Below are 17,204 nucleotides of genomic sequence, written 5' to 3'. Positions count from 1 at the left end.
GGATCCCTCCATCAGATCGCGGAAAGCAGAGCGCGGATGCCCTCGTCCCCGGGATCCAGACGCGCCGCGCGCTCCAGATCCGACCGCGCGCTCTCCTGCTCGCCCAGGTCCCGCAGGGCCACGGCCCGGTTGAACAGTAAGGCGGGGCTCTCCTCCAGTTGGATGGCGCGCGTCAGATCCGCGACCGCTCCGTCCAGGTCGCCCAGCTCGTACGCCAGGACCGCTCGGCTGGCCCACGTGGTCGCCGCCTCCGGATCCAGATCCAGCGACGTGCGGAACGCCGTCCGCGCCGCCTCATGACGCCCCAGCGTGGCCTCCGCCTGCCCCAGGGCCGCCAGCAGGTACGCGTTGCGCGGCTCCAGCTCCAGACCGCGGAGCGCGTCCGCCTTGGCCTTGGCGTGCTCGCCGAGAGCGGCCCAGATCCCGGACCGGTTCACGTAAGCCGCCACGAACTGGGGGTCGAGCTCCAGCACGTAGGACAGGTCGGCCAGCGCTCCCTGGAGGTCGCCGCGCGCGAACCGGATCTCGGCCCGGTTGTAGTACGGTTCGGGCAGCGGCAAGCCGACCTCCATGGCGCTCTCGTAGTCGGCGACCGCCTCGTCGCGCCGTCCGAGCTGGTGCAGGGCGTTCCCACGATCGATGTAGTAGTCGGGGTATCCCGGGTCGGCGGCGATGGCGGCGTCGAGGTCGGGCAGCGCCTGCTCCGGCTCGCCCGCCATGGCCAGCAGCGTCGCGCGGTTGGCCCGCAACACCAGCCGGTGGATCGGGTGCTCGCCCTCGGCCAGATCGCGCTCGGCCAGGTCGATGGCCTGCTCCACCAGGTCACGGGCGGCGTCGTGCCGCCTCCGCCGCACCTGCACCAGCGCCGCGCCGTTGAGGTCGAAGCTGAGGTGGAAGGCACGTTCGCGCCGGTCGGGCAGCAGCGAGGTGATGATGATCGCCTCGTTGATCCATGCCATCGCCTCCTCCGGGTCACGCCGCGCCGGATTGTGATGGCGGACCAGGAGCATCGCCGTCAGGTAGGCGGACGTGGCGCGTTCCTTCGGGCCGACACCGCGCCGCCGCGCCTCGTCGAGCAGCTTGCGCGCATCGTCTTCACGGTCGATGGAGGAGCAGGCCAGTGCCACGCCGTACGCGATCCGCCACCAGTCATCGGGGCCGGCCAGCGCGAGGGCGCGCTCGCCGAGGTCGGCCGCGGCGTGGTGGAAGCCGGCCATGAGGCAGCGGCCCATCGCGTCCCATAGTGCCTTGGCCGCCGGCTCGGGATCGCCGCCCCGCTCCCGGTGGTAGGCGAGCTCGCCGAAGCGCGGCCGGATCAGCCCTGACGCTTCGAGGTCCGACGCCCGCAAGGCATGCTCCTCCGGGGTCAGGTCGGGCTCCGGAGCGTCGCCGGAGTCGATGACGTCCAGCGAGAGGCGCCGCCGGACGACCTCCAGGAACTCGTGATCGGTGGGGGCTGCCCGGGCCAGGTTGGCGACCGTGAGCCTGATGGGCAGGAGCGGGCGGAGGTACTCCGCCAGCCCGTTGGTCAGGCGCAGCGTGTGGCGAGGGCCGGGTATCAGGATGCGTTCGGATCTGGCCAGCTGGTCGGCGACCGACGTCCGCCGTACGGGGATGTCCAGGTCCGGCGCGACCGCCCGCAGCTCCAGGTCGTGGAGCTCCGGAGCGGCCACCGTGGGCACGGTCGCGTGCGCGAGCGCGGCGGCGATCGTGAACGGGCCGTGGCGCCTGTGCGCGTCGACGGTGAGTTCTAACACGGTTCCTCCTGGAGAGTGCGGGACGGCACCCCGCGCAGCGTGCGGAGGGGTGAGGCGAGCATGACCGCGGTCGGGAGGGCGAACGTCAGCGCGCCGAGCGCCAGTGTCGCCCACAGACCGATCCAGGTGGCGAGCAGGCCGAACAGGACAGCGAAGAGGGGCTTGGAGCCCAGGGCGAGCCAGCGGGAGGTCGCGTTCATCCGGCCCATCAGTTCGGGCGGGCAGATCAGCTGGCGGAAGCTCCGGTTGGCGGCGATGTAGGTCATCTGGACGGCGATGGCCAGGCAGTGCCCGACCGTGACCAGCACGTACCCGGCCATGCCCGGACCGGCCAGCAGCGTGGGCACGAGATCGAGCGCATACCCGACGACGCCGAAGAGCATGAGCCTCGGCAATCCCCATCGCTGGGTGAGACGTCGGGTGAGCAGCCCGCCGACGATGCCGCCGGCCGCGCTGACGGCCATGCAGATCCCCGTTTGCACGGCCGTCCAGTGCAGCTCGTTGTAGACGTAGACGATCCACAGCGACCACACGCCCCCGATCGCCGCGGAGACCAGCGCGTTGGCGAGGACGACCGGCCGCATCAGTGGGTCGCCGAGGACGTAGCGCAGACCCTCGAGGATCTCGGTGCGGAGCCTGGCCCCGGCCGGTCGGGGAGCGGGCACCGGCTCATCAGCTCTGACCAGCGCTAATGTCGTCGCGCTGACCAGGTAGGAGACCGCGTCCACAGTGACGGCCCGCGCCGCGCCGATTGCTGTGATCAACGCGCCGGCGCCGCTCTGCCCGGCGACGGTGGCGAACGACATCGACACGCTCAGCTTGCCATGCCCCTCGACGAGCTGCTCGCCGCGCAGCAACGTGGGCAGGTAGCTCTGGTACGCGGTGTCGAACACGGCCGAGAGGAGGGCCGCGACCACGGCCACCGCGTACAGCTGCGCGATGCCGAGCCCGTCCAGCAGGGCGGCCAGCGGAACCGAGCCGAGCACGACGGCCTGGCATACGTTGCACCAGATCATCAAGGGGCGGCGGCGATGCCGGTCGACCAGGGCGCCTACGGGCAACGAGGCCACGAGATGGGGCAGGAAGCCGCAAGCCGTCAGCAGGCTGATCTGCAAGGGTGAGGCGCCCAGCACGGTCATGGCGGCGAACGGCAACGCCACCGCCGTCAGCTCGGTGCCCGTCATGCTGACCGACTGGCCTGCCCAGAGCAGCATGAAGTCGCGATTGCGCCAGAGGGAACTGGCTCGGGACATCAGCCGACCTTCTCCTATCTAGATCATTTAATTTAGAAATTATCTCCGGAAGGGCATAGAATGTCCATGGTATTGCCGACTCGTACATATGTGGACCGCGGAATCGAGCGCAGGAAAGCGGGAGAATTCCGTTTCGCGGAAATGGCATTGACAACGGCTCTCACCTTGTATAAAGAGGCGCGTGATCCTCGTGGCGAAGCCGACGTGCTGGTGGAGTTGTCGCAGGTGCAATACGCCATGGGCGCCTCTTCCGCGGCGGCGGCTCATTTGAGCAGCGCGATAGTGCTGTACCGTTCACTGGGCGATCGTCTCGGTGAGGCACGGGCGCTCGACAGCCTGGGCACGGTCCGTCATCTCACCGGAGACTGCACGGCGGCGCTGGAGTCCTTCGCTGCCGCCCGTGCGCTCTTCGAGCGTGAGCGGGACCGGCCCGGGATGGCCCGGGCAACCAAGAACCTGGGTTTCGCCCACTACTTGAGCGGTGACTTTCCCCCCGCACATGAACATCTCAGCGCCGCGCTCGTGCTCTTCACCGAGCTCGGCGACCGGCTCGGCACCGCCAATGCCCTCAAGAACCTGGGTGTCGTGCAGCAGCTCACCGGAGACCTCGACGGCGCCTACGGGACGCTGACCGAGGCGCTGTCCGTCTACCGTGAGCTGGGGAGCAGGATGGGCGTGGTGAACGCGCTCACGTGCCTGACCGTCGTCCAATACCGCACCGGCGACCTCGTGGCCGCGCGATCAAGCCCCCAGGAGGCGCTGGAGATGCCCTACCCGGTGGGCGAGGCCGACGCGCTGCGCGAGCTGGGCTTCGTGGCGCATCTCGGTGGTGATCCCGAGGGCGTATCAAGCTGCTGGAGCAGGCGCTCGAGTTGTTCGAGACGACAGGGGACCGGCTGGGGCAGATCGAGGCGCTCAACCGGCTCGGCACGGTGCTGCTCGACGGCAGGAACGCGCCGGGGGCGGCGCTCGCCGCCTTTCATGCGGCACGCGAACTGGCCGAGGCGGCTGGCAGCAAGCATGAGGGGGCACGTGCGGCCGAAGGCATCACCCGTTGCCAGGAAATATCAGGATCTTGACAGATATGAAGATCTGACGGATTCCCGTGAAGGCAATCGCCGATTCACTCATTTCGAGGAGAAAGGGCGACTACGCAATGAAGAAAATCGTCATCCATAAGCCCGGAACGGTCCGGCTCGCCGGTGCCGCTACCTGTGGGTGCCGAATAATGCGTCACAGGCTTTGATCTGGTGTTTTGCTGTGTTCGATGGCTCGGCTCCGGCAGGATCGCAGGATGGCTCTGCGGCTGCTGTATTTGATCGTCTTACGAGCATTTGGCTGGATCGCGCTGCTTGCACGATCACAGGCGTCCAAGGACGCAGAGATCCTGGTGTTGCGGCATCAGTTGGCTGTTCTCCGGCGCCAGGTCGCCGTGCCCCGGCCGTCGTGGGCGGACCGGGCCATCATTTCCGCGCTCGCGCGACTCCTGTCCCGACGCCGCCGAAGTCACCTGTTCGTCACCCCGCGGACGCTCCTGCGCTGGCACGCCCACCTGGTGAAGCGACGTTGGACCTACCCAAAGCACGGGCCGGGACGGCCACCGATCCGACCTGCCATCCGAACTCTGGTGCTGCGCCTGGCCGCCGAAAATCCGGACTGGGGATATCGGCGCATTGCTGGGCAGATCGCAGTGCTGGGCCGCAAGGTGTCCCCGGCCACCGTGTGGGCGATCTTGAAGAGGGCCGGCTTCGATCCAGCTCCCCGGCGCGGGGTCCGACCTGGGCTCAGTTCCTCAAGGCTCAGGCGTCCGGGATTCTTGCCTGTGACTCTTTACCGTGGAGACGGTCATGCTCGCGCGGCTGTACTGCTTCGCCGTGGTCGAGCACGCCACCCGGCGGGTGCACGTACTGGGGGTCGGCACCCACACGGTCGGAATGCGGTGGCCTTCACCGGCACCAACACCCCAACCCGGTTGGCCCGCTCCCGGCACGCCTCCGTACGCTCCCTGGAGGATACGTCCGGCCAAGCGTCGACGCCGTGGTCGCCCATGTCGCCGGCCGCGATCCTCTGCGCCGACGGAAGCGAGGCACCGCCGCATGAGCTCCGGCGTGGTGCGCTGACGCTAATTCCTGCGGACTTCCTCCTCGCCCCCGGGCTCGGCCGCGTTCGTGTACGAGGTGCTCGGAGTCGAGCCGATCGTCGAAGCGAACTTCCCGGCAGAGGTCGAAGTGGACGAACCGGACTTCCCTGACGAGGTGTACGCGACGCTCGGTCCGCCTCGCTGGACCATCCTCGAACCTCACGGCCCGCCACCGCGCGTTAACTGATCTTGAACGTCCCGAGCGGGGTTATGCAGGCCAAGGGAAGCTCTATCGTGCTGTCCTGGGCGACGCGGATGGCAATGACGCGCTTCCCGCAGTCGTTGGAAGCCGGTTCAGGGAAGGGCGCCGTCACGGTGACGGTGGGCCCGGCGATAACGGTGGGTGCGTCGCCTTTGACGGCTCCGGCTATGTCGATGATCGTTGAGCAGGCGGCCGCAACGGTGCCGACGAGGGCCAGGACGGCGAGCTGTTCGGCGGTGAGTAGAACGCCTCCACGAGACGGTCGGCGGTGACGCCCTCGAACCATACGTTAATGTTACAGGTTGTACTCTGCTGTTTGACAGATAGTAGTTATTTCAGTTCTTTCTTATCGCTCACCCGGCTACGCAACTGCTCCAGCTCGGCGCGGAGGGTGCGAGCGCGGCTGGATCTGCGGAGCAGAGAAGAAGCCCTGCGTCACACGGCCGTCTACATGACGGCGATCATCGTCGACATCTCTATGGTGTCGTGCCTCGCGTGTGCGTGGGCGGCTCCGGCGGCCGCGTCCGCCAGCGTCGGCCATCGCCCTTCGCTCAGCATGTGGTCGGGCTGGAAACCCACGGCGGTGAATCGATAGCAGCCCAGCTCGGCGACGTATCCGGCGGTCCCGATCAGCACCTTGCCCTCGAGGTGCACTTGGGCGCCGCGCCGGTCGTAGCGGATCGTGTAGTTGTAGGCGGGCCAGAGCCAGTCCGTGACCCTGACGCCTCGCGCCACGCCTTCCGCGTCCCACCAAATATGCACGCTCTCCGACACCCGAGCTCCTTTTGATCTTTGCCTCACCAGGTTAACGAGACAGCTCAGACAGAAGTGCCCGAGTATGGGCCGTGCAGGAGTGCTGACCAGACAGAACGTAGACGTAGATCTGGCTCCGTGCCTGATCTAAGAAGCAGCCTTGGTTCGCGTGCTCCAGCTCGGTGTCCGGTCGGCCGCTGGCCGGTCCCGATGCGGCCGGTAACGGGGCGTTTGTCCTTTGTAGCTCCGCAAGGAGGGCTCAACTGTGGGTGGGAGTGGGCGAACCGGCTCCTCGTTCCAGCGGCAGTACCGGAATGCGCAGGGTGGTCGTGCCGGTGGTGAAGCGGAAGGTGACGTCGATCGGGGTGGCTCCGAGCGGCCGGTGGATGTCGATGACTTCCAGGTGTGGGCGGCCCTGTCCTTGTTGGAGGGAGAGGGTGGCGCGGGCAGGGATCGTTACGTTGACGGCTTGCTGGGGAGCGGACGAGCTTGCGCGATAGACGACCCTTTCGGCGTGCACAGTGCTCACGCCGTCGAGTTTCTGGGGTGTGTCGCTGTCGTTGACCAGGGTCAGGTACAGGCCCAGGTCGTCGCCGGACTTCTGCTGAGCCATGGGCGGGGCCAGGATGTGGACGTGCAAAAGCCGCATGGCACCGACCTGCCCGTCGACCAGGCCCTCCCGATTGCGGGTGGATTGCGGCAGAGGGTGTGGGCGTTGGCCGGGGTTACAGGCCGGGAGCAGCGACACCAGACAGGCCGTCAGGAGGAGTCGGAGCGTTGCTCCCAACGCCTCCACTCGCCGGTCCCCACGTGATGTCCTCATAGCGCGCTTCCATGTGATTCGCGGTGCTCTGGTCAGGTCGTTCCCCGGCGCGCTGACGGGCGCACAATGTGCAGGAACGAACCGTGCACCGCGCAGGCCGGGTTTCAACGGCCGCACGTGGCCCCGCCATCGCGAGCGCCGCCTGCAGAGGGTTGACCGCAAGCACGATGTACCCAGATACCTGGTGAGACATGTCATGGCAATGGCTCGCGACGGACCAGCAGCGCCTTCAATACCCTCCGACGACGCCGACCCGATGCTGAAACGCGCCATCGCCCACGCCCAGGAGGCGGGCGTGCTCATTACCGCCCCGGCTGGCGACAACTACGGCGACAACAGCAGCGCCCCAGCTCACGTTGCCGTACCTGGCGCTCGTGATGATCTGATCGTCTACGGCCTCGGGGTCGCTCTCGCTGGCGACGTGGACGATGACCAGCGCGTCACCGGGCAGGTCGACCAGCGCCGCACGAAGCCGCCCGACCGTCCAGGCCCGCTCTCCCCCCGGGACTGGTGACCGTCTCCCACGGCACAACGCGGGTCCGGGGAACCTGGTCGTCGTCCTGGTTCTCCTGGCCGGACGGGGCCACCAGGAGCGCGGAAGGGCCGGGACCGGTCGCCCAGTGCTCCTGTTCGGACCGCTCACGCCCCGACAGTGCCTTTCCCCCAGCTCTGGGCGGTGCCAGTGACATGTGCGGACACAGGTGGAGGGCCGTGTTGTGGAGCGGCGTCAGCTCAGGCGCGGCTGCATTCCTTGCCCTCGATCCAGAAAGATCTAACGGCGAAGCCGGCCTCGCACTTGTACGTGGCACCGGTGAACACGTCGATGAGGGTGATGTTGCGGACCGCACGCGGCAGCGGGTTCGCGCAGGCTTCGCCGTGCGCGTCGGGGAGTTCCTCGTGCAGGTACCTGCACTGGAAGACTTCTTCGTCCCGGGCATTGGCGGCCTGCGTGGGCGGGCAGGGCGGCCAGGGCGAGCACGGCGGCGGCGAGGCCGGTGGACACGGCGATGGTGTAACGCATCGCGAGGGCACTCCTTGTCGTCAAATGACAACAGAAAGTTGCCGATTGTGAGTGGCGTTGCGCTGCCGCGCCGGAGTGACATCCTTGTCTCGACTGGTCAACGGCTGTACGGGCGGGTGAGACGGGCTGTGTCGCTGCTGCCTCGCGAATACCAGGCATTCCTGTGCCACCCGCCTCGGGAGTCAGACGCCGGGACGGTCCGGGGTCGTCGTTCTCCAGCGCCCGGTACAGCGTCGACCGCCCCACGCCGAGCCCTAGGGCATTCAACGGGCGGTTCGATGGCGAGCCGACGCAGGCGGAGTGGGAGCGGTTCTTCCTTGCGGGATCCTTCTGCCCCGCCGACGGCTGACGGGTGCTGTCACAGCCGAAGGGGACCAGAGCCGATCTTCGGTGTATAGCCAGGTGGGGGCCCTGACGTGCACACATGGTCGGGCTCGCTGGGGGAGGTGCACGGGCTCACTCGTCGAGGGATGGCGTGGGGGAGGCGTCCCATGGGCCTCCCAGCCGTCTGAACCGGCGAACTTACGGGGAGGCCCATGGGACCACCGTCCTGGCCTCTGCCGAACGGGTCGCCCGCTTGCGCGAGCAGCTGTCCGATGCTCGCGCCGAAACGCGCGCGGCGCGCAGGCTGCGGCAAAGCCCTGCGGCCAACACCCTGATCGGTGCGGCCTTGCACGCGGCGGCGCGTCGCGAGCAGGGGCTGGAGCTGACCGAACTGGAACAGCTCCTGGTAGGGGCGATGGGCACGGTACTGGCCGAGGAGGAAATCACCGAGTTCGGCCGGATCTACCAGGAGGAGACCTCTTCCAGGACACCATCACCGGCCGGCCGCTGACCGACAGCTTCTCCGTGGAGGAACTGGTCGCGGACTTCCCCCGAATCGGCGCAGAGATCGCCGCACTGCCCAACGCCAGCCGGCAGGACCGCAGCGAGGTTGTAGCCCATCCGGAGGTCGGCGTCAGCCGCCGCTATCACCCCCGCGATGGTTTTCTCGACCTGATCGCGAGTGCGTGGCTCGAAGCTCATGTGCTCGGCCACCTTCGGGTCGCCGTAGATGGCCAGGAGCGCGTCCACGTCGGCTGGCGTGAACTCCCGCAGGGTGAGCCGCTGGGAGGAGGTCGTTACGGGAGTCATGGACGCAGACCTACTGGCCACGCGGCAGCGCGCTCAGCATCTCTGCCATCAACCAGCCGCCTGGTGCTGTGGGTGGGGGATCAGGAGATGCGCAAGGCCAAGCAGCCCGTCTGGCCGCTGCTGAAGTCGGGCCAAGTCAGCCTGTTCGACCCGATTCCGTATGGCAACGACCAGCAGGGCCGGCCCGTGTCGATCCTGCAGGAGTCAGGCGACGCCGCCCACGCACAGGCCCGAGGTGCCCATGCCGCCGGGGTTGTAGAGCTCTATGCGGATCCTGTGTCCTTCCTTGATCTTTTTGAGCCCCATGTGCTTGGCGATCCCGTACGAGCCGCTCTGGTTCAGGCTTGTGGCGAACCTCATTCTGGTCATCTTGCCGGCGTCGAAGTCGTAGACGATCACCTGCATGGAGGGCGTGTAGTTCCCGCCCCGGTAGTCATGGACGAGCAGCTTCTCGCCCTTGGCACGGAAGGACACCTGGAAGCGTCGTGCGCGATTCGTCTTGTGCGTCGCGATCGCGGTGAGGTTCCAGCCGCCCTTGTCGTCCGAGGCCTTGACGCGGTCCAGGCACTTGAACGACCAGGATCTGCCCGCTTCGGACTCGGCGGACACCGGCGCCTCCATGACGGTCGCCGTCAGGCAGGCGAGGGCGACGGCGACGGCCGCCGTTCTCCTTCTTGTCATGATCTTCCTTGTCCCTTTCTCGGAGGTGTTGAGTCGCGCTTCCACGGTGATCTCCTCTGCCGTGTTCGCTGCCCGCTGACGCGCCTGTGGCCCGGGGCCGGCCGGTGAGCGCGCTGCGGGCCAGAGCCGAGGAGTACCTGGCCATGCGCCGCGCGCTCGGCTTCACCGCTCGCCGCCAGCATTTGGTTTTGTCCTCAGCCGGAACACGTGTTCGTCACCGTGACCTTGGAGATCCCGGAATAGCTATATTTGAGTGCTTTCCGCCCGGAGGACTTCGGTTTGGCGACCACGCATCGCTGATAGGTTTTGCCTGCGGCGTTCTTGACGAACAGCCGGATGGCCTTGGATTCGGAGCAGTTGCTCACGTAGGAAAGCCAGGTCCAGTCACGGCCTTTCGCGCGCTCCCAGGTGACCTTGATCTTCTTGCCTTCGGGTTTCTGGCACTTCCACGTCTTGGTCTGGGCCGTCTTTGGCGCGTTCACGGCCGCGGTAGCCGTCCCGGTGAGGCCGAAGGCCAGCGTCGCCGCAGTTCCCAGTACACATATCGCAGTTTTCATCCGCGCTTTCCGTCCTTTCGCTCGGCCCATGAATGACGCGTGCCTCTCTCGGCTTTGCGCGCCACCAAAGGTGGCTACACCGCATCACCTGCGAATCAGTCAGCTGACCGGCCCCTGGCGCACCCACGATGACGAGCCGGCGCGTCAGGTAACGGGAGAGGCTGTCACCCAAGCGACGAAGCGCTACGGCGTGAGGGGACATCAGGAAATGTGATCTGCGTCTCCCCGGCCACGCCTCGTGGACCCCAGGGCACGGACAAGGAGCCCGATCGGCTCCCACGCGTGCGCCGCGTCACCGCATCAGCCCACCGGTGGGCGGGCAGGCGGGAAACTCTCGCGTGGTCATGGGCCGCCGCCGGTGGGCGTCAGGTCGTCGAGGATCTCGATCTGCGCCTGGACGACGAACACGTCCGCAGCTGCGGCAAGGGCGGCAGCGTGCGGACCGTCCTGTTGGACGACCGCGGCCACGTCGCCCTGCGCAAGCTCTACCTGGCCCGCGCCGGCTGCACCGCCGGCCCATTGTTCCGTGCGTCCATCAACGGCCGCGGCGGACCGCTGTCCTACGACGCCGCCCACCACCGCCGGCAGATCTACTGCGCGCAGGCCGGGGCCGAGATCGACATCCACCAGCTACGCCACGCCCACGCCACCGAACTCATCAACGCCGGCGTCTCCATCGAGGCCGTCCGGGACGGGTGTGGCCGCAGGCGGTACGCCGGCTCGGCCTCGCCGTCTCCATCTGCGCCTTCGGGACGCTACTCGTCTATTACCTGGAGGTCAGAGGAAATGCGCTGACCAGCGGTTCGCCACTGACCGACTACATGGAGGTCTTGGTCGGCGATCAATGGCTTCCGGCGCCGAGCGGGATGCTTTATTGGTATCCGCTGTCCACGCTGCTGCAATTGCGGCCGTTCCCGCTGGTCGCCGCGGGCCTGTTGTGGATCCTTGCGGCCGTGGCCGTGTGGCGCTCGGCGGCCGGTCCCGTACGGCTCCGCGCGCTCGCCCTCGGGAGCGTTTTCACCGCGCTTCTCGGCGTCGCCGTGACCCGATACGTGCGGGCCACGTATCCGATCGAGCATTTGAACGGCTTCACCTACCACGCCTATCTCGGCTGGATGGAGGCCGCCGTCATCCTTTCGGCGCTACTGGTCGCGGCCGGGGTGGCGCTGTGGTTTCCCCGTCCCTCGGCGCCGGTAGCCGTGGTCGCCGGCGGGGTGTCCATGCTCTTCGGGTTCGCCGCGCTGTACGCCCTCATGATCGCCGACGGCTGCACCGGTTTCCTGCGGGTGGTGACCAAGGGATGCGCGGTCATGATCCCGGAAGGCCATGCCCTCGTCACCGACATCCTGTCCATCATCGGCGGCCACGTACTGGCCTTCGGGATTCCGGTCATATGCGCTGGCACCGTCCTGACCACGGCTTTTCATCGAAAACCTGGAACGCCGCCCGCCCCGCGAACCTCGCGCGTCTGGCTCCCGCTGGTCGGCCTGACGGCGGCGGTCGTCGCCATCGCGTCGGTGGGCTACGGGTGTTCCGCCATCGATTTCGAAGAGCCGGCGGCGGGGTCGGGGTCGTACGAGACCACGGGCAGAACGCAAGCCCGGGTGTACGCCTGGGGCCAGGCAGGCGGCCTTGACCTCATCCGGGACCTCAACGCGGAGGTGATGGCGGCGCTGGACATCGGCATCGACACTTTGGAGATTCCCTTCATCGATGACAAGACCCCGGCGGGAGAGATCGCCGGAATCTACCGGCAGAACACGGCCGTGACGAACGCCGCGTACAAGGCGTGCAAGTCGCTCGCCGCCCGTGCGGACCGCGCCCAGCGGTTCATCCCCATCCCCGATCAACGGGCCCAGGCCGACTGGCAGCGGGCGCTGGCGAAGTTCGACGCGATCGGCAGATCCTGCGACGGGTGGCGCGACTCCCCGCCCGACCTGGTGTCCAACCTCGTCACGGAGGCGAGCGCCGCGGGCGAGTCTTTGAGGCCGACCATCGCCAGGCTCATGGAGGCGGACGGATGAACGTACTGCGGGGCAGGTTCGCGGTGACGGGCCTCTTCGTGATCCTCCTCCTCACCAGGCTCATCGCCGGCTGGGCGGACGACGAGACGGCCCCGCCCCTCGCGCCGCCCCCTTCGTTCACCCCCTCGCCCTTCCAGGCGGCCAAACCGGTGGCCACGCCAGACGACTACATGAGCGTCCTGTGCGATCTCTTCCGGCAGACCTGGGTCGGCTGGAGAGCCGGCAAGGAGGTCACGCCGGAGATGGACACGTTCCTCGAGTACCTGACCAGGGACGGGTCGAAGCTGAAGAAGGACGCCGAATCCTTCCGCCGGCTCGCCCACCTGAACGTCTCGGAGATGGAAGGACTGGACACCGTTATCGACCTGCGGTTTGCGTACCTGACCAGCTGGTGCTACCAGTTCGACTAGCGATCTCTGGTCTCGCGACCACCAGCCCCCAGCACCCCACCGCCCAGAGCTTCTGGCAGCGCATGTGGGCTTCCCCTCGTAGCGGGGAGGCTGAACCAAGAGGGGTATTGGCGGTCGCTGACAGCGACGGCGGGCTTGTCACCGACGCCGGTATGCACCGCCGCCGCGCGCTGCTGTCGCTCACCGTGTGCGAAAAGCTGTACCCCGGTTTGCTCCTGGCAGCAGTCACTCGCGCCGATTTGGGGTCCCAGTAGCAATCCCGGAAAATTCAACGGAAATGGTTCTGACCTGCATCGATGGGCTCTGGGCCCGCCGTCCCGTGATCGGTAGCCGGCCTTCCCGTAGCCGGCGGCGACACGGCGGTGACAGTCGCGTCAACGGCACTCGCAGGAGCCGATCCCTGGCAGCGATCTTGGTGAAGTCGAGTACGCGATCACCCGGGAGCGGTGGCTCGCTTGCCAGGCGGCCAAAGCTTGAGTGCTCGCCGAAGACCTCACCGCGAGGATCGCGGCCGTTCGTTGTGTCCTGCTCGCTTACCGTGTCGCGCGGCAGTGTGAGAGCTGGTCTTTGCGCTCGGCCGCTGTCATGCGCCTTGCGGCTGGTTCTCGGCGGCTTTCCGGGCGGCTTGTTCGAGGCGTTCGCGGTAGTCCGTCCACCATGAGTCATCAGCGGCGTTCGGCAGGCGGTCGTGGCTGTGGCGGCCGGCGGCGCCGTCGATCAGCTCGCGGACGATGTCGGCGTGCCCGGCGTGGCGGTTGGTTTCGGCGATCACGTGGACGAGGATGCGGTGCAGGGAGACCGTGTTGCTGTCGGCCGGCCACCAGGCGACGTGGCCGGTCGCGTCCAGGGACAGCTCCTCGATCGTGGCGTCCGCGTGGGCCCAGGCGCGGTGGTAGAGGGCGATCATCTGCTCGCGGGACTCGTCCGGGGTCGCCCACATGTCGGCGTTCGGCTCGGCGTCATCCTCGAACCAGGGCATCGGCTCGCCGGACGAGCGGCCGAAAGTGTCGCCGAAGTAGCCGAACTCGACGCTGGCCAGGTGTTTGACCAGGCCAAGGAGGTTGGTGCCGGTCGGGGTATGGGGGCGGCGGATGTCGTACTCGGACAGGCCGTCGAGTTTCCACAGGAGGGACTCGCGGGCGGTCTTGAGGTAACGATGGAGGTCCGCTTTCGGGTCCCATCCGGTCATATCGGCCATTGTGTCAGCGTAGGCCATGAAGAGGGGATATCGCCGTGCGGCGAGCTGCGCGGGATCGCCGCGTGGAGGCCGTGCGGCGACGGGTCAGAATCGGCTCCACCCGGGAATCTCGACCCACCTGGACCACGGTCCCTTCACGCACGTGCCGTCGCCGGGATCCAGGCCCAGCAGCGTGAACGCGTGTCCGATCTCGGCTGAGATCGGGTCTTCCCTACTCTGGGCCCAGGAGTAGAGGAAACGGTCCAGCGTCCGCGCTGGGCCCTCGGCAGGGTGCGCGTCGCTGTCGACCGGATCGCGCTCGCCCCATTCGCCGTCGACGACGTAGCCGCTCTGCGTGCCGCTCTTGGCGTTGAAGTAGACCGTCAGGCACCGGGTGCCCGCCGACAGGGGATTCACCGTCTCGTTCAGAGTGACGGCGAAGCCTTCCGGCTGCACCAGGGCGCATCCGCCCGTGATCTCGGTGACGGCGACGTATCGCAACCCGGCGTCGTAAAGGTCCTCGGGGTACTCCTCGTCCTCGGGCTGCCACGGCGCCGGGCGAGGAGGGTGCGGAGGGAACCGCGCGGGGTCGGCCCCCAGTCGCCGTATCGCCTCATCGGCGGTGATTCCCGTGACCAGCGTCAGGCCCATCCCCACCGCCCACTCCCCGCCCAGGTCGGCCGCAGCGCTGAGAAGTGCCTTGCGCTCACGGGCCCGCTGGACGGCGGCTCGATGCTCATCCTCCAGCGGAACGGCTCCAGGAAGACCGGCGAACAACGGCGCCCGCGGCCCGGCCAGCGCCAGCCGTCCGGCCGACCACCCGCACATCACCTCAATCCACGGGTCGGCCCCGGCTGCCAGGAGCGCCTCGATCGCGCCGCCGTTGTCCGCCCACACCGCCTCCCACAGCGGGGTGCGGCCGTCTTCCCCGCGTACGTTCACGTCACTGGCCTGAGCAGCCAGCGCGGCCACGACCTCCTTGGAACCGCGCCCGGACGCCGCGATCAGCGGCACGCCCCAAGCCACCGCCGCCTGCGCACTGGGATCGATGCCGGTCGACAGCCACCGCCCGACCTCCTCCATGTCGGTCCACGTCCAGTAGCCGATCCTGTCGAAGGCCATGACACGCTCCTCGGCGTCCGGTGATCGCGAGCGAAAGCCCATGCTAGTGATCACGGGTGACACATTCTCCTGCCTCCCGCTCCCGCACCCACAGCCGTTCCTCGATCAGGCGGGCCCGCGGGTTGCCTCACTTGTCGGCGCCGACCGCCTGGACATCGCGCCGCCGCAGAGCCGCGTGCAGGTCGCAGATGAGCAGGGGAGTCGCCGGCGCCGCGGCGGGTGTTCCCCCAGGACGGCACGGGTGGCGCGGCTGGATCTGGCGGAGCAGGAGAAAGAAGCCCTGCGTCACACGGTCGCCTAGATGACGGCGATCATCGTCGACATCTCCGTGGTGTCGTGCCTCGCGTGGGTGTGGGCGGCTCCGGCGGCCGCGTCCGCCGGCGTCGGCCATCGCCGTTCGCTCAGCATGTGGTCGGTTGGAAGCCCACGGCGGTGAGTCGATAGCAGCCCAGCTCGGCGACGTATCCGGCGGTGCCGCGCAGGAGCGCTGACCAGACAGGACTTGGATTCTGCGCCGTCATGGAGGGCGGAAGGTCGCGGGTTGCGCCCTGCCTGGTCGATTCCAGGTCGCCTCAATCCCAAGTTATTCCTTGACACGAATATTCGTTATGGAGAATACTTCTGCTCATGGAGACAGCGGACGCACTTCTCATCGCACTGGCCGACCCGGCCCGATGGCGGCTCGTGACCCTGCTGGCCGAGCGGCCCCGCTCGGTCGGCGTCCTCGCCCAGCTCGCCGAGGCGCGCCAGCCGCAGACGACCAAGCACCTGCAGACTCTCGAGCGCGCCGGCGTCGTCGCCTCCCAGCGCACCGGCCAGCGCCGCGTCTACGCGCTCCGCTCCGCTCCGCTGCGCCACCTGGCAGCGGCGCTCAGCCGGCTCGCCGACACCGCAGAGCAGGCCGACGGCCCGCGCGAGACCTACGACCGGTACGGGCTCAGCCTCCAGGCAGAGCGACTCGCCGCGCAGGAGCCGGGGTGGGCCGACGGCCGCTCGTTCAGGTTCCTGCGGTCGCTGACGCAGCGCCCCGAGCTGATCTGGCGCCACCTCACCGAAACGCCCCTGCTCGCCCGCTGGTGGACGCCCGACGACCTGCGGGTCTCCGAGCTCGTCTTCGAGGCGCGACCGGGCGGACGGATCGTCCTGGAATACCGCGACGCCGAGGACGCCGACGGCTCCGACCTGGTCGCCGGGCGCGCGCAGGGAGTCGTCGACGACGTACGCCCCGGCGAGCGCCTCGCCTACCGCTCCTCCCCGATGCTTCCCAGCGGCGACATCGCCTTCACCGCCCACGTCGCCTTCGACCTGCGGCCCACCGACACCGGCACCGACCTCGACGTTCAGGTCCGGATCACCGACAGCACCGTCGACTCCGCGGACTTCATCGCGGGCATCGAGATCGGCTACGGCCAGACCCTCGACAAGCTCGCGGCGACCCTCACCACGTACAAGACCGACACGTACAAGACCGACACGTACAAGACCGACACGTACAAGACCGACACGCACAAGACCGACACGCACAAGACCGACACCAGGAGCACGAAATGACGAACACGACCGGCCGCAGGGTGACCGCGAACCTGAGCCTCACCCTCGACGGGCGCTACAACGGTCCCGGCGGGCCCGGCGATTTCGCCGCGTTCGCCCCGTACGTAACCAGCGACGTCGCCCGCAACCACATGACCCGCATGTGGGAGCACGCGACGACGGCGCTGCTCGGCCGGATCAACGCCGAGGGATTCCTGGGTTACTGGCCGTCGGTCGCCGAAGACGACAACGCCGATCCGCGCGACCGCGGATACGCCAAGTGGCTGGTCGACACGGAAAAGGTGGTCTTGTCGACCACCCTGACCGACGTGCCGTGGGAACGCGCCCGCGTGGTGAACGCCCCCGCCGCGGATGTCGTCACCGAGCTCAAGTCCAGCGGTGAAGGCGACATCCTCGTCAACAGCAGCGCCAGCATCATCAAGCCGCTCCTGTCGGCGGACCTGCTCGATCGGCTCTACCTCATGATCTTCCCCGAGATCGCCGGAGGCGGGCAACGACTGTTCGACGACGGTCTGCCGGCTACGAAATGGACGCTCACCCGCCAGGAGACCGGCGAGCTGGGCGAACTCGCCATGGTCTACGACCGAGTCCGCTGAGCG

At 67.9% G+C, this 17,204-nt stretch carries 19 protein-coding genes and 1 pseudogene; 9 read left to right on the top strand and 11 right to left on the bottom strand.

Features of this window, described 5'->3' with window-relative positions:
- Positions 1-11: 11 nt before the first annotated feature.
- The gene (locus H4W80_RS63740; protein WP_192787204.1) at positions 12-1,757 is read right to left on the bottom strand and encodes a tetratricopeptide repeat protein; all 1,746 of its coding nucleotides are present in this window, start codon (positions 1,755-1,757) and stop codon (positions 12-14) included.
- Positions 1,751-3,010, bottom strand: a complete 1,260-nt coding sequence (locus H4W80_RS24270) for an MFS transporter (protein ID WP_192787203.1) — start codon at positions 3,008-3,010, stop codon at positions 1,751-1,753. Before H4W80_RS24270 ends, H4W80_RS63740 begins: the two co-directional genes overlap by 7 nt.
- 90 nt (positions 3,011-3,100) lie before the next feature.
- On the opposite strand from H4W80_RS24270, the gene H4W80_RS24265 reads away from it, so the two are divergent.
- From H4W80_RS24265 to H4W80_RS62825, 3 genes and pseudogenes are all read left to right on the top strand, one after another.
- Positions 3,101-4,189 (top strand): tetratricopeptide repeat protein, encoded by a 1,089-nt coding sequence (locus tag H4W80_RS24265; RefSeq protein WP_318787031.1) that lies wholly within the window; start codon positions 3,101-3,103, stop codon positions 4,187-4,189.
- An 88-nt stretch (positions 4,190-4,277) separates the two neighbouring features.
- Positions 4,278-4,733: pseudogene (locus H4W80_RS64615) on the top strand (helix-turn-helix domain-containing protein); the annotation flags it as partial.
- 445 nt (positions 4,734-5,178) lie between these two features.
- On the top strand, positions 5,179-5,337 hold the full coding sequence (locus H4W80_RS62825; RefSeq protein WP_192787201.1) for a hypothetical protein: 159 nt from the start codon (positions 5,179-5,181) through the stop codon (positions 5,335-5,337).
- On the opposite strand, the gene H4W80_RS24255 is transcribed toward H4W80_RS62825, so the two are convergent.
- From H4W80_RS24255 to H4W80_RS64610, 4 genes are all read right to left on the bottom strand, one after another.
- Positions 5,330-5,638: a hypothetical protein gene (locus H4W80_RS24255; protein WP_192787200.1), complete on the bottom strand. Its 309-nt coding sequence runs from the start codon at positions 5,636-5,638 to the stop codon at positions 5,330-5,332. The two genes, H4W80_RS62825 and H4W80_RS24255, sit on opposite strands and share 8 nt — an antisense overlap.
- Positions 5,639-5,799: 161 nt before the next feature.
- Positions 5,800-6,126, bottom strand: a complete 327-nt coding sequence (locus H4W80_RS24250) for a hypothetical protein (protein WP_192787199.1) — start codon at positions 6,124-6,126, stop codon at positions 5,800-5,802.
- A 238-nt stretch (positions 6,127-6,364) separates the two neighbouring features.
- Positions 6,365-6,754 (bottom strand): copper chaperone PCu(A)C domain-containing protein, encoded by a 390-nt coding sequence (locus H4W80_RS24245; RefSeq protein ID WP_319717757.1) that lies wholly within the window; start codon positions 6,752-6,754, stop codon positions 6,365-6,367.
- A gap of 403 nt (positions 6,755-7,157) precedes the next feature.
- Positions 7,158-7,571: a DUF6225 family protein gene (locus tag H4W80_RS64610; protein ID WP_378526666.1), complete on the bottom strand. Its 414-nt coding sequence runs from the start codon at positions 7,569-7,571 to the stop codon at positions 7,158-7,160.
- Positions 7,572-8,526: 955 nt separating this feature from the next.
- Between H4W80_RS64610 and H4W80_RS24235 the strand changes: the two genes are divergently transcribed.
- On the top strand, positions 8,527-8,784 hold the full coding sequence (locus H4W80_RS24235) for a hypothetical protein (protein ID WP_192787196.1): 258 nt from the start codon (positions 8,527-8,529) through the stop codon (positions 8,782-8,784).
- On the opposite strand, the gene H4W80_RS24230 is transcribed toward H4W80_RS24235, so the two are convergent.
- From H4W80_RS24230 to H4W80_RS24220, 3 genes are all read right to left on the bottom strand, one after another.
- Positions 8,736-9,083: a GNAT family N-acetyltransferase gene (locus tag H4W80_RS24230; RefSeq protein ID WP_192787195.1), complete on the bottom strand. Its 348-nt coding sequence runs from the start codon at positions 9,081-9,083 to the stop codon at positions 8,736-8,738. The genes H4W80_RS24235 and H4W80_RS24230 overlap by 49 nt on opposite strands.
- Before the next feature lie 204 nt (positions 9,084-9,287).
- Positions 9,288-9,764 carry a hypothetical protein gene (locus tag H4W80_RS24225; protein ID WP_192787194.1) on the bottom strand — a complete coding sequence of 159 codons (477 nt, stop codon included), beginning with the start codon at positions 9,762-9,764 and terminating at the stop codon, positions 9,288-9,290.
- A 194-nt stretch (positions 9,765-9,958) separates the two neighbouring features.
- Positions 9,959-10,321: a hypothetical protein gene (locus tag H4W80_RS24220; RefSeq protein ID WP_192787193.1), complete on the bottom strand. Its 363-nt coding sequence runs from the start codon at positions 10,319-10,321 to the stop codon at positions 9,959-9,961.
- Between the two features lie 282 nt (positions 10,322-10,603).
- On the opposite strand from H4W80_RS24220, the gene H4W80_RS24215 reads away from it, so the two are divergent.
- From H4W80_RS24215 to H4W80_RS24205, 3 genes are all read left to right on the top strand, one after another.
- Positions 10,604-11,116 carry a tyrosine-type recombinase/integrase gene (locus tag H4W80_RS24215; protein ID WP_318787030.1) on the top strand — a complete coding sequence of 171 codons (513 nt, stop codon included), beginning with the start codon at positions 10,604-10,606 and terminating at the stop codon, positions 11,114-11,116.
- A gap of 71 nt (positions 11,117-11,187) precedes the next feature.
- Positions 11,188-12,345: a hypothetical protein gene (locus H4W80_RS24210; RefSeq protein WP_192787192.1), complete on the top strand. Its 1,158-nt coding sequence runs from the start codon at positions 11,188-11,190 to the stop codon at positions 12,343-12,345.
- Positions 12,342-12,755: a hypothetical protein gene (locus H4W80_RS24205; RefSeq protein WP_192787191.1), complete on the top strand. Its 414-nt coding sequence runs from the start codon at positions 12,342-12,344 to the stop codon at positions 12,753-12,755. The genes H4W80_RS24210 and H4W80_RS24205 overlap by 4 nt, the downstream gene beginning before the upstream one ends.
- A 583-nt stretch (positions 12,756-13,338) precedes the next feature.
- Here the strand turns inward: H4W80_RS24205 and H4W80_RS24200 are convergent.
- Together H4W80_RS24200 and H4W80_RS24195 are read right to left on the bottom strand one after the other, a co-directional pair.
- Complete coding sequence (locus H4W80_RS24200) at positions 13,339-13,944, bottom strand: DinB family protein (protein ID WP_192787190.1); 606 nt, start codon at positions 13,942-13,944, stop codon at positions 13,339-13,341.
- A 93-nt stretch (positions 13,945-14,037) separates the two neighbouring features.
- Complete coding sequence (locus H4W80_RS24195; protein ID WP_192787189.1) at positions 14,038-15,054, bottom strand: DUF6461 domain-containing protein; 1,017 nt, start codon at positions 15,052-15,054, stop codon at positions 14,038-14,040.
- 627 nt (positions 15,055-15,681) lie between these two features.
- Between H4W80_RS24195 and H4W80_RS24190 the strand changes: the two genes are divergently transcribed.
- Together H4W80_RS24190 and H4W80_RS24185 are read left to right on the top strand one after the other, a co-directional pair.
- The gene (locus H4W80_RS24190; RefSeq protein ID WP_192787188.1) at positions 15,682-16,605 is read left to right on the top strand and encodes a metalloregulator ArsR/SmtB family transcription factor; all 924 of its coding nucleotides are present in this window, start codon (positions 15,682-15,684) and stop codon (positions 16,603-16,605) included.
- Positions 16,602-17,201, top strand: coding sequence for a dihydrofolate reductase family protein (locus tag H4W80_RS24185; RefSeq protein ID WP_192787187.1), 600 nt, complete (start codon positions 16,602-16,604; stop codon positions 17,199-17,201). Before H4W80_RS24190 ends, H4W80_RS24185 begins: the two co-directional genes overlap by 4 nt.
- The last annotated feature ends 3 nt before the right edge of the window (positions 17,202-17,204 follow it).

It is taken from the genome of Nonomuraea angiospora (assembly GCF_014873145.1).
GTDB lineage: Bacteria > Actinomycetota > Actinomycetes > Streptosporangiales > Streptosporangiaceae > Nonomuraea > Nonomuraea angiospora.
Note: the sequence above shows the minus strand (reverse complement) of the source record. Positions and strands in the feature narration are given on the sequence as shown.

What these genes read in the sequence shown, in the direction of transcription:
- H4W80_RS24225 (WP_192787194.1), bottom strand. Translation starts at nt 9,764, where the DNA reads ATGACAAGAAGGAGAACGGCGGCCGTCGCCGTCGCCCTCGCCTGCCTG.
- H4W80_RS24255 (WP_192787200.1), bottom strand. Translation starts at nt 5,638, where the DNA reads ATGGTTCGAGGGCGTCACCGCCGACCGTCTCGTGGAGGCGTTCTACTC.
- H4W80_RS24220 (WP_192787193.1), bottom strand. Translation starts at nt 10,321, where the DNA reads ATGAAAACTGCGATATGTGTACTGGGAACTGCGGCGACGCTGGCCTTC.
- H4W80_RS24245 (WP_319717757.1), bottom strand. Translation starts at nt 6,754, where the DNA reads ATGCGGCTTTTGCACGTCCACATCCTGGCCCCGCCCATGGCTCAGCAG.
- H4W80_RS24270 (WP_192787203.1), bottom strand. Translation starts at nt 3,010, where the DNA reads ATGTCCCGAGCCAGTTCCCTCTGGCGCAATCGCGACTTCATGCTGCTC.
- H4W80_RS24205 (WP_192787191.1), top strand. Translation starts at nt 12,342, where the DNA reads ATGAACGTACTGCGGGGCAGGTTCGCGGTGACGGGCCTCTTCGTGATC.
- H4W80_RS24185 (WP_192787187.1), top strand. Translation starts at nt 16,602, where the DNA reads ATGACGAACACGACCGGCCGCAGGGTGACCGCGAACCTGAGCCTCACC.
- H4W80_RS24230 (WP_192787195.1), bottom strand. Translation starts at nt 9,083, where the DNA reads ATGACTCCCGTAACGACCTCCTCCCAGCGGCTCACCCTGCGGGAGTTC.
- H4W80_RS24195 (WP_192787189.1), bottom strand. Translation starts at nt 15,054, where the DNA reads ATGGCCTTCGACAGGATCGGCTACTGGACGTGGACCGACATGGAGGAG.
- H4W80_RS24200 (WP_192787190.1), bottom strand. Translation starts at nt 13,944, where the DNA reads ATGACCGGATGGGACCCGAAAGCGGACCTCCATCGTTACCTCAAGACC.
- H4W80_RS24190 (WP_192787188.1), top strand. Translation starts at nt 15,682, where the DNA reads ATGGAGACAGCGGACGCACTTCTCATCGCACTGGCCGACCCGGCCCGA.
- H4W80_RS24210 (WP_192787192.1), top strand. Translation starts at nt 11,188, where the DNA reads ATGCTTTATTGGTATCCGCTGTCCACGCTGCTGCAATTGCGGCCGTTC.